12 protein-coding genes are annotated in these 13,968 nt (G+C 56.9%); all 12 read right to left on the reverse strand.

Translation table 11 applies throughout. The features are described from left to right. Positions 1-50 precede the first annotated feature (50 nt). On the reverse strand, positions 51-551 hold the full coding sequence (locus tag NW842_RS13095) for a nitrate reductase associated protein (RefSeq protein WP_414418201.1): 501 nt from the start codon (positions 549-551) through the stop codon (positions 51-53). Positions 552-575: 24 nt separating this feature from the next. After that, a complete protein-coding gene (locus NW842_RS13100; RefSeq protein ID WP_414418208.1) occupies positions 576-2,711 on the reverse strand; it encodes a molybdopterin oxidoreductase family protein in 2,136 nt (711 codons plus the stop codon). An 86-nt stretch (positions 2,712-2,797) separates the two neighbouring features. Continuing rightward, positions 2,798-3,379, reverse strand: a complete 582-nt coding sequence (locus tag NW842_RS13105; protein ID WP_414418202.1) for a Uma2 family endonuclease — start codon at positions 3,377-3,379, stop codon at positions 2,798-2,800. A gap of 33 nt (positions 3,380-3,412) precedes the next feature. After that, positions 3,413-4,255, reverse strand: coding sequence for an ABC transporter ATP-binding protein (locus NW842_RS13110; protein ID WP_414418209.1), 843 nt, complete (start codon positions 4,253-4,255; stop codon positions 3,413-3,415). A gap of 38 nt (positions 4,256-4,293) precedes the next feature. Next, positions 4,294-6,285 (reverse strand): nitrate ABC transporter ATP-binding protein, encoded by a 1,992-nt coding sequence (locus NW842_RS13115; RefSeq protein ID WP_414418203.1) that lies wholly within the window; start codon positions 6,283-6,285, stop codon positions 4,294-4,296. 72 nt (positions 6,286-6,357) lie between these two features. Continuing rightward, entirely contained in the window at positions 6,358-7,317 is a 960-nt protein-coding gene (gene ntrB, locus NW842_RS13120) for a nitrate ABC transporter permease (RefSeq protein ID WP_099834651.1), read from the reverse strand. 160 nt (positions 7,318-7,477) lie between these two features. Next, a complete protein-coding gene (locus tag NW842_RS13125; protein ID WP_414418204.1) occupies positions 7,478-8,800 on the reverse strand; it encodes a CmpA/NrtA family ABC transporter substrate-binding protein in 1,323 nt (440 codons plus the stop codon). Positions 8,801-8,861: 61 nt separating this feature from the next. Then, on the reverse strand, positions 8,862-10,409 hold the full coding sequence (locus tag NW842_RS13130) for a ferredoxin--nitrite reductase (RefSeq protein ID WP_414418205.1): 1,548 nt from the start codon (positions 10,407-10,409) through the stop codon (positions 8,862-8,864). Positions 10,410-10,640: 231 nt separating this feature from the next. Then, positions 10,641-11,864: an RNA-guided endonuclease InsQ/TnpB family protein gene (locus NW842_RS13135; RefSeq protein WP_414418210.1), complete on the reverse strand. Its 1,224-nt coding sequence runs from the start codon at positions 11,862-11,864 to the stop codon at positions 10,641-10,643. Continuing rightward, positions 11,752-12,345, reverse strand: coding sequence for an IS607 family transposase (locus tag NW842_RS13140; RefSeq protein WP_414418206.1), 594 nt, complete (start codon positions 12,343-12,345; stop codon positions 11,752-11,754). The genes NW842_RS13135 and NW842_RS13140 overlap by 113 nt, the downstream gene beginning before the upstream one ends. A gap of 54 nt (positions 12,346-12,399) precedes the next feature. After that, the gene (locus tag NW842_RS13145) at positions 12,400-13,527 is read right to left on the reverse strand and encodes a CAP domain-containing protein (RefSeq protein ID WP_414418207.1); all 1,128 of its coding nucleotides are present in this window, start codon (positions 13,525-13,527) and stop codon (positions 12,400-12,402) included. A gap of 16 nt (positions 13,528-13,543) precedes the next feature. Continuing rightward, the gene (locus NW842_RS13150; RefSeq protein ID WP_187147246.1) at positions 13,544-13,690 is read right to left on the reverse strand and encodes a hypothetical protein; all 147 of its coding nucleotides are present in this window, start codon (positions 13,688-13,690) and stop codon (positions 13,544-13,546) included. Positions 13,691-13,968: the final 278 nt, after the last annotated feature.

Raw genomic sequence — 13,968 nt, forward strand, 5'->3', positions numbered from 1 at the left:
CTGGTAGAGCAGAGCAGGCTCAGGGCTACTGAAAGCCCGCTCCGTACCGCTTAGCGGTCGGAGCCGGGTAGTTTACAGTAACTGCAATCACCATCCCTCGCCATCTTCAGGCCAAACTCTCGCAGAGCGGGCAAGAAATTTTTGTTTTCGTGATGGGATCGGCTCAACTTCAGCAAGGCAAATCTCTGGATATCATGCAAGTTTCTCCAGAAATCGAGGGCAAGCCGGATCCCCAGGTCTTTAGCTTTTTGTTGGACAGCCATTGGGATCTGGTTGGGATTTTGCCATTCAGGCTGGGGGTCAATGGGAATCTCTTGCGCCTCTTCGTGGCAGATGGAGCGAACCAAATGGCGCAGATGGTTGCGGAGTTCTTCTAGATCCTGTGGAGATTCAGAGGGCCAATCAACACACTTCCGCCGCTCTTCTAAGGAAAACTTGGCCCATTGATGGAGCTTGAGCTTGATCCCGCACAAATCCAGCTTTAGGCGCAAGGTCATGGGGATGCATCGCAGAGAGTCGGCAAAATCTTGCTCAAACTGAAACAGAGTCATGGGAACCTCGATTAGGAACCAAATCTAGAGTTGAGGGGATTGCTTGAGCGGTGGGTCGGCTTTCTCAAGAGCAACGGCACAGGCTTTTAATTCCGGCTGGCCGGAATCGGGACAACTGATGTCATGGGTAAGGGCATTACACTCGGCTTGTTCTGCCCAGAGGGATCCCCAGTGCATGGGCACAAACACTGTTCCAGGGGCGATGTTGGCAGTTATCTTGGCCGGGAAATAGGCCCGTCCGCGGGCAGAACGCACTTGAACCCAATCTCCATCTTGGAGGCCCAGTTTTTCCGCATCGCGAGGATGGATCTCCATAAAGGGTTGGGGGTGCATTTGCTTGATTTTTTCAATCCTGCCGGTGCGGGTTTGGGTGTGCCAATGGCCGTAAAGCCTGCCCGTAGTTAACACGTAAGGGAACTGAGGGTTGGGTGGCTCCGCCAAGCCACGGGAAGGGTGGGGGATAAAGCGGGCGCGGCCATTGGGGGTCGGGAAACGCCAATCTGTGTAGAGGCGAGTGGACTTAGGGGCCGAGGTTCTTTCTTTGGGATAAGGCCATTGCTGAGGGCCTTGTTCTGCCAAAAGGGCATGGCTGAGGCCGGAGTGATCGCAGAGGCGATTTGCGGTAAGGGCGGCAAATTCTGCATAAACCTCTGCCGCGGTTTGGAAGGAAAATTGTGCTGCAAAGCCCAACCTGCGCCCCACTTCAGCAAAGATCTCCCAATCGGGTCGGGCCTCGCTAGGGGGATCTCGAAAGGCTTGACAAAGGGTAACCCTGCGCTCGGAGTTGGTCATCACCCCGGTTTTCTCGCTCCACTGGCAGGCGGGCAAAAGCAAATGGGCATATTCTGCCGTTTCTGTAGGGTAATAAGCCTCTTGGTAAACGGTAAAGGGAGACTTTTTCAGGGCTTTTTTGACCCGTTCCAGATCCGGAAAGCTCACCAAAGGATTAGTGGCCACAATCCAGAAGAACTGCAGGGATCCCGTCTCCAGAGCGGCAATCATCTCGGTGGCCCTCAGTCCTGGGTGGGGGGAGATGGAGCCGCCGGGCAAACCCCAAGCCTGCTCCACCTCTGCCCGATGCTGGGGATGGCTCACCAGCCGATATCCCGGCAGCAGATGAGATAACCCCCCCGCCTCTCGACCACCCATGGCATTGGGCTGGCCGGTCAAGGAAAAGGGGCCGGTCCCCGGTCGGCCAATTTGCCCGGTCAGGAGATGCAGGTTGATTAAGCTGGTGATCTTGGCGGTGCCCTCACTGGACTGGTTTAGGCCCATCGACCAAAGGGAGAGAACCCTTTGGGATCCCTGCCAGAGCTTGGCCGCTTCAATCAAGTCCTCAGTTGCAATTCCACAGCGCTGGGCCACAATCTGCGGTTCATAATCGGCCAGCAAAGCTGCATATTCGGCAAAACCTTGGGTGCAGCCCTCGATAAAATCGGTAGCCATTGATCCCCACTTCAACAGCAAATGGGCAATCCCATTGAAAAGATCGATATCCGTACCGGGGCGAATTTTTAAGTGGAGATCGGCAGCTTCTGCTGTCTGAGTGCGCCGGGGATCCACGACCACCATTTTGAGGGGGGATCCGGGCTTGTGCCGCTTCTTCAAGCGATTAAAAAGAATGGGGTGGCACTCGGCGGTGTTGGTGCCCACCAGAAAAGCCAGATTGCAGAGATCGAGATCCTCATAGCAGCAGGGGGGGCCATCGGATCCCAGGGATTGGGTGTAGGCCGAGACGGCTGAGGACATGCACAGGCGCGAGTTGGTGTCAAAATTATTGGTGCCCAGGCAGCCCTTAATGAGCTTTTGAGCAACGTAATAGTCTTCAGTGAGCAACTGCCCCGATCCATACATGGCTATGGAGTGAGGGTTGTCTTTGAGGCAGCGCAGCCGAGAAACCATCTCCTCAAAAGCCTGATCCCAAGAAATGCGACGAAAGGGCTGATCCAAGCTCTCCCGAAACAGGGGAGAGAGCAGCCGATCCCGACCAACTGCCTCCAGAACCGTAGCCCCCTTTACACAGACCATCCCCAAGCTGGAAGGATGCTCCCGGTCGCCTCTCATTTTCCAGTCACCTGAGGCTGTCGAAACCGCCTCCAATCCACATCCCACACCGCAATAGGGACATAGGGTTTTGATGACAGCTTTTTCCGACTCCATCGCGGTCACCATGAGTTGGGATCCCTGTCAGGATGGATAAGTGTCTTGCATTTTGGATCCCGATAGGCCATCAGGTTAAGGATCTCTTAGCCGAGGAGATCGGCCACTTGGATCTCAAATCCGGGCAATACAACCTGGCTTTTGGCAGTCTCTTGTTCGGTTAGCCAAAGGTGGCGATCCTGAGTCTGGATAAAAATAAATTTGCTTTTGGGAAAAACCAGCCAGACTTCCAGCGCACCGGAGCTGAGATACTCCTGGGCTTTCAAGAAAATGTCCTCTCCAGAGTCGGTTGGGGAGAGGATCTCTCCAGTGAGGGGATAGCTCTGCGGCAAAGTGGCAATATCCTCTCCAAATTGCTGGATTAAATCTGGAGACAGGTAGGCAACATCAGGTCTTCTGACTTTGCCTGTCGTTTGGCCGGGAGCCTTCACCAAAACCATACCCCCCAATGGCTGACATTCAACATAACCGAGCCAACGGAAGAGAAGTCGGGTTTGGATCTTTGCATGCCCTAAGGTTTGCCCCACTTTCTCCACAATGTAGCCATCTACCCATTTGGTTTGGGCAACTGGATTGGCCAGATAGTCGGCAAGGGTTTTGGGCAGGGTAGAGACCCGCTTCTCCATTGGGAGATCGGTTGGAGCTACCTGAACCGGAGCAGCGGCCATCAACTTCCCTCCCCAAGCGTTTTGATTCCTAGCTTAATCCTCCCTATGGGCAAAGCGACGATAGAGGAAGTCAAGGGCGCGGTTGCGCAATTCGTAGAACTCGGGCATTTCCATAATGCGGGAGCGGATGCGCGGTCGCTCGAAGGGAATGGTCAAGATCTCGCCGATATGGGCAGCGGGGCCGTTGGTCATCATTACCACCCGGTCTGACAAGTAAAGAGCTTCGTCGATGTCATGAGTAATCATCAAAACCGTGCAGCGGTGATCCCGCCAAATGGCCAGCAGCTCGTCTTGCAGCTCTTCTTTGGTAATGGCATCCAAGGCCCCAAAAGGCTCATCCAACAGCAAAACTTCTGGACGAACGGCAAGAGCGCGGGCAATGGCAACCCTTTGCTTCATGCCTCCAGAAAGCTGCTTGGGCCGCTTGTGGGCTGCCTCTGCTAAACCTACCAATTCTAGGTGTTCTTCAACGATTTCCCTTTTCTCCCGCCGGGATTTGTTTGGGTAAACCTGATCCACCACCAGATAAACATTTTCAAAAGCCGTCAGCCAGGGCAAAAGGGAATAATGTTGAAACACCATCATCCGATCTGGCCCTGGGGAGGTGATGGGCTGGCCCTTGAGGGTAATGGATCCCGAAGTGGGAGTCGAAAAACCCGCCACCATGTTGATCAAGGTGGATTTGCCACAACCCGAGTGGCCGATAATGCAAACAAACTCACCGGCGGCCACTTCCAGATTGATATTTTCCAGCGCAACGAAGGGCCCTGCTGAGGTGAAGTAGGTCTTGCCCACATTCTGAAGACAAAGAAGGGGCAGTCCTGCAACCGGAGAAGCAGAAGATAGCGGTGAGGAGAACGTGCGGGAGCTGGTCATCATGGTGTTTTCCAATCGAGAGTTTAAGGTAACAAAAGCTAAACTTCGCTGAGCCGGTACTCCTGCAGTTTCAGGTTCTGCCGTATGGCTACAGACTCTAGGTAGGCAACGGGATCCTCTCCGTCGAAGCGGGATCCATCGGCAAAGAGCAAAGCTCCGCGGTCATGGGCCCGATCCGGCAGGCCCAGTTCTCTAGCGGCTAGGGCGTAGGTCTCACTGTCCAGAACTTGGTCGAGAACCGAAATCCAGTTGCGGGGAAAAGCGCAGAGTCCCCAGCGAGCCATTTGCGTCAAGATCCAGAGGTGTTCCAACCTTTCGGGACAGGTGTTGCGCCCGTTGGCAAACTGGTGAAAACCGGTGAGGGCTTGGGATTCATCGGCCATTCCCCGCTGCAGAATACCCGTCCACCCCGGCTGCAAATCCGCCTTGGCCGCTCCCACATGCTGGGGCTGGGCCAGCCACTCCAGGATCTCAGGGCGGTGCTGCGGCTGATCGCAGTATTGGCAAGCTTCCAGTAGTGCCTTGACCAGAGCTACATGGGTGCGGGGGTAGTTTTGCGCCCAATCCTGGCGCACTGTCAGCACTTTTTCAATGTGGCTGGGCAAGATTTCGGGAGTGGTGGTGACGATAAATCCCAACTGTTCCCGCACAGCGCGGGAGTTCCAGGGCTCGCCGACGCAGTAGCCGTCGATGTTGTCGGCCTTGAGATGGGCCACCATCTGCGGGGGTGGGATCACCGTCAACGTAACGTCCCGATCCGGATCCACCCCCCCACCGGCCAGCCAGTGCCGCAACAGGAAGTTTTGCATGGAAGCCGGATGAACCACTCCCAGGGTGTGGACTGTGTCGGGGGTGTGGTTGAGGTATTGGCGAAAATCCGCCAGGCTTTGAACGCCTCGCTCCAAAAGTCTGCGCCCAAAGGTAATGGCGTTGCCGCCGCGGGAGAGGGTTAGCGCGGTAATCAAAGGCACCGGAACTCCCCCTACTCCCAAGGTGGAAGCCAACGGGATCCCGGCCACCACCATAGCCGCGTCCAGCCGACCGGAGCGGATCCCTTCCCAGATGGTCTTCCAGCCTGGCTCTCGCACCAGGGTGACCTGCTCCAGGCCATGCTTTTGAAACAGGCCTTTTTCCTGCGCCACCACCAGCGGGGCGCAGTCGTTGAGGGGCACAAAGCCAACCTCCAAATTGACCTTCTCCAGGCCGTGTTTGGCAATGGCCACGCGAACAGGCGTTTTTTGGCGAGCCCGCTTTTGCTGGTTGAGAAAGTAGATCATCTCTCCCCGCAGGCTGTAGTAATCGGGGTGACGCACCACTTCCAAACGATGGCGGGGTCGAGGAAAAGGGATCCGCAAAATCTGGCCAATGCGGGCCTCCGGGCCATTGGTCATCATTACCACCCGATCCGAAAGCAGCAGCGCCTCATCCACATCGTGGGTAACCATGACACAGGTGAGCTGCTCCGCCTGGGCAATCTCCATCAGTTGCTCCTGCAGGTTGCCGCGCGTCAAGGCATCCAGAGCGCCAAAGGGCTCATCCAACAGCAGCACCCGCGGACGGATGGCCAAAGCCCGGGCAATGGCTACCCGCTGTTTCATCCCTCCTGACAGATGGGCCGGTCGCTTGTCGGCTGCCCCCTGCAACCCCACACGGCGAATGTGTTCTGCTACAATCCGGTCCCGCTCCGCTTTGGGAAGGGATCCCAGCACCTCGTCCACGGCCAGGGCAATGTTCTCCCGCACGGTCAGCCAGGGCAGCAGGGAATAGTTCTGAAACACCACCATGCGATCTGGGCCGGGATCTGTAACTTGTCGGCCCTCCAGGAGAATGCCCCCTCGGGAAGGCTTTTCCAGGCCAGCAATGATGTTGAGCAGGGTCGATTTGCCACAGCCAGAGTGGCCAATTAGCGAGACAAATTCCCCTTTTTGGATCTCCAGGTGGATGTCTTTCAGGACAGGATAGACCTCTCCGTTGTCGAGGAGAAATTCCTTGTCGACATGATCCACTTCAATGTAAGGCTGGGTCTTCATGATTCCCCTGAGATGATTTCTGAGAGCATGGAGAAATTGTCAGCAACCAATCTAAAACTCGGCCAATCTCATTTAGCGATCCTCAGCCACCACCAGCGAGCCAATCCAAGCCGTGATGCGATCCAGCAGAAGACCCACCATCCCGACATAGATCAAAGCCAGAATGATTTCGCTGATGCGGGAGCTATTCCAGGCATCCCAGATGAAAAATCCAATGCCCACACCGCCAATCAACATTTCCGCTGCCACAATGGCCAGCCAAGACAAGCCCACCCCAATGCGCAAGCCGGTAAAAATATAGGGCACAGTTGCCGGGAAAACGATTTTGAAAAAGTACTTCCAGCCGGACATGCGCACAATTCTGGCCACGTTGCGGTAGTCCTGTGGGATCTGCTGTACGCCGACAACGGTGTTGATCAAAATGGGCCAGAGGGCCGTAATGAAGATTACAAAAATGGCGGAAGGGTTGGCATCTCGAAAGGCAGCCAAAGAAATCGGCAGCCAGGCCAAAGGCGGCACCGTGCGCAGCACCTGAAAAATGGGATCCAAAGCCTCGTACAGCCAGCGATTGACCCCGATGATCATGCCGCCCACAACCCCCACCAAGCCGGCCAGGGCAAACCCAATGAACACCCGCCGCAAGCTGGCCCAAATTTGCCAGAACAGCCCTTTGGCATTGCCGCCATAGTCAAAAAAGGGATCTTTAATAAGGGGATCCCAGGTGTCCTGCCAAACCTGGAGAGGGGTGGGCAAGTTGGCTCCGGGGCGGCTATAGGCAATTTGCCAGAGAACGAGCACTATTAAAATGGCCGTGGTGGGCAAAAGAACGCGGCGCAGCACTTGGTGGATTTGGACTCGCTGCCTCCAAGCAGAAGAAGATGCAGAGCTGGCCGGGGAGTGGAGCCCGGCATTGGACTGAAGAACAAAGCCTGGGCTGGTTTTCAGCAGCCAGTGGCCTAGGCCAACCAGTAGGGGAAGCAGGATCCGAAAGAGGTGGTAGCCCAACTGTAGGGCAGAGTGGAAAATCCTCATGGCTTGCTGGGAGTAAGGTTGAAGTCAACTTAAGAGGATCCCAAGAGAGAAGGGGTTTCAGTTGAACACTCTTTGTGGGGATTCGGGGATCCCTTCTCTCCTGGGCAGAGGGCTTGCAAGGGTTTTTGCAACTTGCTCTGGAAGAATTGAGAAGATCAGGCTAGGCCAGCTTCTTAATCGCCAATTTCTCCAGGTAGGCGGCAGGATTTTCGGGATCGAACTGCACCCCGTCGAAGAAGGTTTCCACTCCTCGGGAAGGGCTGGGGGGAATGGCCGCCTCCTGGCCAATGGCTTTGGCAGCTTCTCGCCAGAGTTCTTCCCGATTCACCCGCTCCACCAAGGCTTTGGTATCGGTGTCGGCAGGTAGGTAACCCCAGCGAATGTTTTCGGTCAAAAACCAGAGATCGTGGCTCTTGAAGGGGTAGGAAGCGTAGTTCTGCCAGAACTTCATCAGGTGGGGGCTGTTTTCAACGACCTTGCCGGTGCCGTAGTCAAAAGTGCCCCGAGAACGGCCCAAGATATCGGGCACAGGCACCCCCAGCCAGCGGCGGTCGCCGATGATGCGACACATCTCCTCTTTGTTTTCCATCTGGTCGCACCAGATCTGGGCTTCTAGCACCGCTTTCAACAGGGCAAGGGTGGCTTTCGGGTGCGCATCCACCCAGTCGGCCCGCAGGGCAAAGGCCTTTTCCGGGTGGCCGTTCCACAGCTCGCCGGTGGTGAGGGCACTATACCCCTCTTTTTGGTTCACCAGCTGGGCATTCCAAGGCTCGCCCACACAGAGGGCTTCCATGGTTCTGGATTTCATATTGGCCACCATCTGCGGCGGCGGCACCACAATGACGGAGACGTCGCTAGTGGGATCGATCCCGCCTGCGGCCAGCCAGTAGCGCATCCATAGGTCGTGGGTGCCACCAGGGAAGGTCATCGCGCATTTGGGATCTTTGCCGGCAGCTCGAAGCTCGGCAAACTTGGCCTTGAGGGGGGAACTATCCAGGCCGATTTGCAAATCCCGATATTGGTTGGAAATGCTGATGCCCTGACCGTCCAGATTGAGACGGGCCAAAATGTACATAGGCACCGGCTTGCCATCGGTAACTTTGCCGGTGGTGATGAGGTAGGGCATGGGGGTGAGGATGTGTGCCCCATCGATGCCGCCGGCGGCGGATCCCAGCACCAAGTTGTCGCGGGTGGTGCCCCAAGAGGCCTGCTTGACCACCTCTACGTCCTTCATGCCGTACTTGTCAAAGAACCCCTTTTCTTTGGCGATGATCAGGGGGGCCGCGTCGGTTAGAGCGATGAACCCCAGCTTGGCGCTGGTGGTTTCGGGAGTATCGGCCTGCGCCACCCAGTAGCCTTTGCCCAAGGATTGCGATTGGGCGCGCGGGATCCCAGCCGTGGCCGCCCCAGCCGTGAGAGCAGCCACCCCGGCCAAAAATTGCCGACGGGAGACGGGAGAGGAAGTGCTGAACAGCTTAGACATCGAAACCTCCAAGATTTACAACGACGAAGAAAGAAAAACTTTCAGGACGGCAACAGAACCGCTAGCGGGTTACCAAAACAGAAGCCTGGGCGGCGGACGGATGCTGACGCGGCCTGGCCCCAAAGTGCTCCCTGAGCAACTCCACCAAGACCGGCTTGAGGTCTTCGCAAGGGATCCCTTTGCGCACGCATTCGCCCAGCTTGGCGTCTTTGCCCACCTCTCCCCCCATGTAGATGTCCACGGCCTCCACCACCCTGCCGTCCTTGCGAGCAGTGGTGCCCATAAGGCCGATATCGGCTACTTGGGGTTGGCCGCAGGAGTTGGGGCAGCCCGTCCAGTGGATGCGCACCGTTTGGGGGATCTCCAGCTCCGCCTCCAGCTCCTCCATCAAGGCCACAGCCCGGTTTTTGGTCTCGATAAGGGCAAAGTTGCAGAACTGGTTGCCCGTACAGGACACCAACCCCCGCTGCAAGGGCCCTGGGTTGGGGGAGAACTTCTTCAAGAGCGGCTCTTTGAGGAGCGGGGCCACTCGGGAGTCGGGCACATTGGGGATGAGCACGTTCTGCTCCACCGTCAGCCGCAGCTCTCCGGAGCCGTACACCTCCGCCAAGCGGGCCAGCTCCATCATCTCCAGGGCGTTGAGCCGCCCCACCGGCACATGCAGGCCGACAAAGTTGAGGCCCGGCTGCTTCTGGGCATGCACCCCCAGCAGATCCCGCTTGTGCCAGACCACCTCATCTTTTTCCGCTGCCCTGGGCAGAGGGTGGCCTATCTGGCGCTCCACAGCCGCCCGGAACTTCTCTAGGCCCCACTCGTCAATGAGCCACATCAGCCGTGCCTTTTGTCGGTTGGCCCGCAGGCCGTGATCCCGGTAGACCAGCAGCACCGCCTCGCACAGGGGAACTACATCCCGGGGATCCACCCAGACATCCAGGCCAATTGCCTCGGCGCAGCGGCGAGCCGAGAAAAAGCCGCCCACCAGGACGTTGAAGCCCAGCTTGCCCTCTTTGAAGGCAGGTACAAAGGCCAGGTCGTTGATCTCCGCATGCACGGAGTTGTCGCGACAACCGCAGATGGCGATGTTGAACTTGCGCGGCAGGTTGCTGAAGGAAGGGTTGCCCTCGCCGTTGTTGGTGATCATGTCCTGCACCTTGCGAGTGAGGCCGCGCACGTCGATCAGCTCGTCCGGGTCAATACCGGCCAGAGGGGATCCCGTGATGTTGCGCACGTTATCCATGCCCGACTGGATGCTGGTCAGGCCCACCTCCTTGAGTTGCCGCAGAACCTGAGGCATGTCCTCAATGGGAATGCCCCGCAGTTGCAGGTTTTGCCGAGTGGTGATGTCGGCTACGCCCTGTTCTCCATAGGGGTGGATGATTGCGCCCAACATCCGCATTTGGCCGCTGGTTAGGATCCCATTGGGCAGGCGCAGCCGCAGCATGAACTGACCTGGGGTGCGCTTGCGAAAGAAGATCCCCAGCCACTTGAGGCGGTGATCCCGGTCGTCTTCAGGAATGTTCTCCCAACCCATCCGGGCAAACGCCTCCAGCTCGGCCTTGACCGCCAGCCCATCCTTTTCGCTTTTGAGGCGTTCAAATTGGTTCGCCATGATCGCTGCCGTGGGGTGAACACTGGCTACCCTAGCGATGACGAACCGTTAACTTTGGTATTGGCAGTTACACTTTGTAACAGGTTATGTAGTTTTGTCATTCTCGAATTGCGCTTTATGCATAAAGTCAGGCTTCCAGGAGCAGCAGACCCCTCTTTCCCCTTTGGGAAAGGGGCTGGGGGTGAGGAAAAGCTAGTTGAGACGGTTGAAAGAGTTGAAAGGCTGATACATTTACGCTGAACACTGCTGAGCATTACTGCTCAACGGTGAAGCGATAGCATTCTGTCCGTTTCCGTTCGCGTCAGCGGGACGGAGTCCGAACAGAAAGGCGGTATCCCGCAAAGCTCTGAGCATGACGCCCAGAGCGCCTTGCCAATCTCGTGGTAGCCTATGGTTGCACTTTGGGCATCTAAACACCTTTGCGCCACCCAACTTGGTGTGGATGTGCCCGCACTTGGTACAGGTTTTGCTGGTGTACGCCTCCGATACTTCCACGACAACCACGTTTTTCTTCTTGGCTTGAAACTTCAGGAACTGCTTGAACCGATAGTGCGCCCAGGTGAGCATCGCCCTTGCTGTCTTGCTACCAAACTTCCTCCCCGCCTTGGCAACCATCTTGGCTGACTCGAAAGTGGGGAGGAATATCAATCGGTAGTTATCCGTTAGGAACGCCGCTACCTTGCGATGGCACTCGTCCACCAAGTCCCTGATGCGTTCCCGCAGACGAAACGCCGCTTGCCGCATTCGCCTACGCTTGAGTCTCGGTGCTTTACTCAGCCTGGACTGCAGATCGTCTAGGTGGTAGCACAGCCGAGTGATTCTGCCGAAGTCTCCCCTGGCAATATCTACAAAACCTGCCCCATCAAACCCTGTAAAGAAACTTCTTACCCCAGGGTCAAGCGCAACAACCCCCTTTGCTAACGAACACTGCTCGTTCACGGGCTCAGGGAAGATGGCATACCATCTGTCTTTCACCCGCGTTAGCTCGGTTCCGCGTGCCCATTCTCTGGGCATCTCCTCGGATGCACGGAACGCCAAACCTCGGGTGAGTTTCGGATGCCACGTTCCATTGCGAAAGTTGCCGGCGTTGAACTGCAGCGTATGCGACCTGTCCCGCACACTGCGAAACCTCGCGTCTTTGCTTCGGTGAAACGCCAGCCACGCCTCGACGACCGCGTTCTGCTTGATGTGGCAGGGGGCGTCCTTTACCCACTCGGGCAGGTCGGAATGCAGGATGATGTCCCGCAGCTTTCTGGCCGTTTTTGGGGCACCATGCTGACGCTGATAGGCAATCGCTTGGTTGTAGCAGTACCGGCACGCCGCTTGCCAATGCTTCCAAACCTTAGCCAGCGCCGGCTCCGGATAAATCCGTATCTTTCTCGATTGCAGCCCGATATTTTCTGAGTCCGTAGAGCCGACTGCTGAAGCAGTGCAGGACGGTGAGGATATCCTCAACCAGTTCCTGTTGGGGAGAGAGGTGATCGTCATCGAGAACCAAGACTTCGCACCCGTATTGACGGCAGTACCACTCAACGAACTCAAATCCAAACCGGCAGAGTCGATCCCTGTGAGCGACCACAATTGTTCCGACATCTCCCGCACGAACTCGTTCCAATAAGGCAAGGAACTTCGGTCTTTTGAAGTCGAGACCGCCGCCAATCTCTCCGACCACTTCGGCTCCAGGATAGAGGTTAACCAGTCTTGCAATCTGTCTCTCCAAGTCTGGCTTCTGCCCTCGGCTGCTAACTCGGGCATACAAAACGACTCGTTTGGCTTTCTTTGGCGTTTTGATGTAGCTGTCGAGGTCATACCTTCTCGCCCTACCAGATGGAGTACGTATTGCTTTGATCCAGCCCTTCTGTTCCCATCGCCTCAAAGTGTGGAGACACACCCCAAAATAATCCGCCGCTTCTCTCGGTTTTACATACCTAGCCATACCAAGCAGCCATACTGAACATACTGTACATTATTTTCAGTATAGTCCAGCGTATCATTGACTAGAGTCATGCTCCATCTGCCAGAGCAGACGGGGCGGGATCCCCAGCCCTTCGGTGAGGGGTGCGGGCCGTTGGGAAGTTTGGGGATCGCAGTCGTAGAGAGCGGTGGTGTAGCGGTAGCTGCGGGGGGGGCCACCGTTGAGGCGAATGCCGCTAATTTCAAAGGTGTAGTTGCGATTGGGCTGGATCGAACCCACGGAGTAGGTCAAAGTTTCCAGGCCAAAGGCGGGATCCCCCACGCGGAGATCTCCAACAGGCACCGGCTCGCCGCTGAGGGCATCGGTGATGCGGACTTGGGCTTGGCTGAGATCAGCCTTGCCGCCACGGCTGGGCACCGAGAAAGACCAGCGGTAGGCAGACAGGGGCTGGCCGGAAAACCCTTCTAGGCGGTAGAGGTAGCCGTCTTTCTCCGGGAAGGCGATGAACTCTGGATCTGGCACCGACTCGTCAAAACCGAAGATCCAGTTGGCGTTGGCCTGGGTCACCCGTCCAGCCCGTGGGTCAAAGACAATGCCGTAGGCCCCCTGGGCGTACTGAGGATACAGGTTCCAGCGGCGATGCCCCACATCCACAAAGTTTTCTCGACCTGGCTCGGCAAAATAGATGTCCACCTGCCGCGCCAACACCCGGCCTGGATCGGGGCCGTTCAGCTCTAGGATGGGCCCAACCGCCAGGTTGCTGAAGCGGGATCCCGCCTCCCCAGCAGGGGTAAAGCAGCGCCAAGAAGGGGGCGGCTGGTGGCTGAGAGTACCATTGGCTACCTGCATCAAGGCCGCTTGCTGGGCGGCTTCTAGGAACTGAGGATTGAGCTTCACCGGCGGTAACTGGTGCAACAGCCGTAGAAAATTCAGCCGATCCATCATCTTTTGGGCTGCTGCAGGCGTAAGGCGACCGGGGTTGCAGGTAGCAACCTGGGGCTGTTCGGCGTAAATAGGCCCCGTGAAGCTGCGGGTCTGGCGATCCAGCCGGCACAGGAAGCTGGCAATCGGCACTTCCCCTGCCCGCGGTGGCTCCATCGAGGTAGGGGATCCTCCACAGGCCGCCAGCAGACAAAGACAAAAGATCCCCGCGATCCTCAAAGCCCAAGGCTGAACCAACTTGGGCAACCGCTGCAAGGGCATGCAAAAACCAGCCGAATTATGAGCCGGTGGGGGTGGGGGTGATGCTGGGGGGGCTGACGGTGCTGCTGCTGCTCTCGCCACAAGCAGGCAACAAGCCCAGACAGGCAAACAGGGCTAAGGCTGCCAAAAGCTGGTGGGTCACTTTGGGTTGCAACGTAGCCATGACAACAAACCTCCCAAATGCTGTTGGGTTTGACTCTGTTCTATCACCTGGCCGAGTGGGCCACAGCGTCAAAACTCATGCCGACAAGGGTATAACTTAAGCCCAAGTCAAGGAATGCTCACCCAACTCAGCCACATCCACTAGGGATGACATCGAAGCCCACTTTCTCTCTCCACCCATAGTGGAGTACGGATCCCCACAACTGATACATTCACGCTGAACTCTCCTGAACATGGTTCAGGAAAGAAGCGATCGCATCCTGCCTATCTCTGAGCAGG

This window comes from Synechococcus sp. R55.4, from assembly GCF_047461935.1.
GTDB lineage: Bacteria > Cyanobacteriota > Cyanobacteriia > Thermostichales > Thermostichaceae > Thermostichus.